We start from the raw sequence: 333 nt of genomic DNA on the forward strand, positions 1-333 counted from the left end.
CCTTGTTAGCTGCGTCGAATTTAGTTGTATCCAACCATACTTGGTAAACCAACTTGTCGCCACGTTTCACAGTCTTAGTGTTCAAGTTTTGTTTTTCGTTGTTTGAGGCATCGTCCGCATATGGGTTCGCATTGGTATCTGCGTACTTGTCTGCCAACTCTTTATCATCATCAACGAGTTTATCACCAGTGATATCGAATTTCTCTTCAGAAACAACATATTTCTCTGGCTGGAACTTAGGTTCTTCTGGAGGAGTGACACGGTTGTTAAATTCTTTGTCCGCAATGTCGCCTACAGTCGCGATAAGAACTTTAGCTGTTCCATCGTGTTTAA

At 42.0% G+C, this 333-nt stretch carries 1 protein-coding gene; it reads right to left on the reverse strand.

Annotated elements, in window-relative coordinates:
• Positions 1-333, reverse strand: a 333-nt coding sequence (locus AX662_RS10790; RefSeq protein ID WP_197414697.1) for a hypothetical protein, incomplete at both ends; no start/stop codon positions are given.

The organism is Streptococcus sp. CCH5-D3 (assembly GCF_001556435.1).
GTDB lineage: Bacteria > Bacillota > Bacilli > Lactobacillales > Streptococcaceae > Streptococcus.